General features: G+C 48.6%; 1 protein-coding gene and 1 pseudogene. Both read left to right on the top strand.

Annotation, left to right across the window (positions count from 1 at the left end):
- A pseudogene (locus ACP45E_RS17060) lies at positions 1–257 on the top strand (Hsp70 family protein); the annotation flags it as partial.
- A gap of 51 nt (positions 258–308) precedes the next feature.
- Positions 309–2297 (top strand): Hsp70 family protein (locus ACP45E_RS17065; protein ID WP_069585300.1); only part of this gene is annotated, 1989 nt, incomplete at its 3' end.

Consider the following 2297-nt stretch of genomic DNA (forward strand, 5'->3'; position numbering starts at 1 on the left):
CCCGCCGTGATGATGTGGCAGGTACACACCTCGATCATTGGGCACCCGATGAACTCGATGAACTTCCAGAAATTCAAGTGACTCTGCCTATTTCTGAAGGCCGACGTGAAGGTGAAGTGGTTCCTGTGACCTTAGTGTCGCGCGTTACTGAACTTGGCACCTTATGCCTAGAAGCAATAGCGGCAGATAACGGACAAAAATGGCATGTCGAGTTTGATGTGCGAGAAGATTCAGCTTCAGAACCGCTGACACAGTAATCATCAACGGCATCTATTATTGGATGCCGTTTTTCAATCAAAGGTTGGCATATGGCATCCTCTCGTTTTCTTGTTGGTATTGATTTGGGCACAACCAATACCGTTGTCGCTTTCTGTGAAAATACCGATCCATTAGAACAAGCACCTGTATCCTTGTTTGAAATCGACCAGCTTGTTGGCCCGGGTGAAGTGGCGCGACGCCCTTTGCTCCCCTCATTTCGGTATCACCCCGCACCTGGGCAAATCTCTCCCTCTGACATCACTCTTCCTTGGGATGACCAACGAGTCGAAGGCGACATCGACCACCTGATCATTGGTGAATGGGCTAGAGAACTGGGGGCGAAAGTCGAAGGCAGACAGGTATCCAGTGCAAAAAGCTGGCTATCACACCAGGCGGTAGATCGACGTTCAGACATCTTACCTTGGGCGGGTGCAAGTGATGTTGAAAAAATCTCGCCCGTCGTTGCCAGTGCCAGCTATTTGAATCATATCCGTTTGGCATGGAATCATCGTAATCCAAGTAATCCGCTTGAAAATCAGGATGTGGTTGTGACGGTTCCAGCCTCCTTTGATGAAGCGGCACGAAAACTCACTATCGAAGCGGCCAAACTTGCAGGTTTAGACACGATATTTTTGCTCGAAGAACCTCAAGCAGTTTGTTATGACTGGCACTCTCGCCACAATAAAACCGCAGATCAAGAGTTGGAAAATCTACCGTTGATTCTGGTTTGTGATGTGGGTGGAGGCACGACCGACCTTAGCTTAATTGAAGCGGATCAATCGACACAATCCTCTTTGGCCCTGAATCGTATCGGGGTTGGCGATCACTTAATGCTTGGTGGTGACAACCTCGATTTAGCCCTCGCTCATTTGGCCGAACAGCGTTTCAATCAAACCAAGAAATTAACAGCGGCAGGATTGACGAAACTCATTCAACAGACGCGCCGAGCAAAAGAAGTATTGCTATCAAATGACGCGGCTGAAGAAATAAAAATCACCATGCTGGGCAGCGGTTCTAAGCTACTGGGCGGTACACGGAGTGTGAGTTTAACTAGGCAAGAAGTCCATAACATTGCATTGGATGGTTTTTTTCCACTCAGCGACTTCGATCAAACCCCCGATAAACGTCGCGGGGCAGTAGTAGAGTTTGGTTTACCCTATGTTTCAGACCCTGCGATCAGCAAGCATTTAGCTGAGTTCTTATCTCAACATCAGCAGGTTTCTCATTCGGCGCTTTCTCGTTCCGGTGTAAACGCAGGATTAGAGCCGCTTTCTGATTCTGCACCCGCCATTCCTGTCGCATTGCTGCTAAACGGGGGCGTATTTAACAGCGAATTAATCACGACACGTGTAACAACACTGCTTGAACAGTGGCGTGGGGGTCCGATCACGCTGCTTGATAATCCTCACCCAGATCTTTCGGTTGCATTAGGAGCCGTTGCTTTTGCCAAATCAAAACGAGGCGCACAGCTTAAAATTGGCGGCGGTTCTGCTCGCTCCTACTTTTTGCATTTAGAGCAAAAGAACAAACAGCACCAGGCTTTGTGTCTTTTGGCAAAAGGCACAGAAGAAGGGCAAGAGATTCGTTTAAGCGGCCGCAAGTTCTCATTAACACTTGGGGAGCCAGTCCGATTTAATCTCCTAACGTCGACCCACGATACGGTGGCCCAAAATACACAAGTACAAAATGGCGTGCTCGTGGACGTGGATGCCGACCTGTTTTCCCCTCTTCCGCCTTATGTTACCACCCTTGAAAGTGAAGACAGCACGACACTTCATGAAAACCAAAAAGAACGTGTTGAAGTTCAACTGGCTTGTCAACTTACCGAAGTCGGAACCTTGCAACTTGAATGTGTCGGTATGAGCGACGACAAACGCTGGCGTTTGGAATTTGAAGTGCGCAATCAAGCCGTCGATGACCCCGACGCCTCACCACTGAGCTCAAAGCTTATCGAATCCAAGGCGCTGATCACCCGATTGTACAGCGGCAATAAAAAAAGTGCCGACAATAAAGAGATCAAAACAGATCGGAAGAGCGGT

Source organism: Vibrio genomosp. F10 str. 9ZD137, from assembly GCF_049974785.1.
Lineage (GTDB): Bacteria > Pseudomonadota > Gammaproteobacteria > Enterobacterales > Vibrionaceae > Vibrio.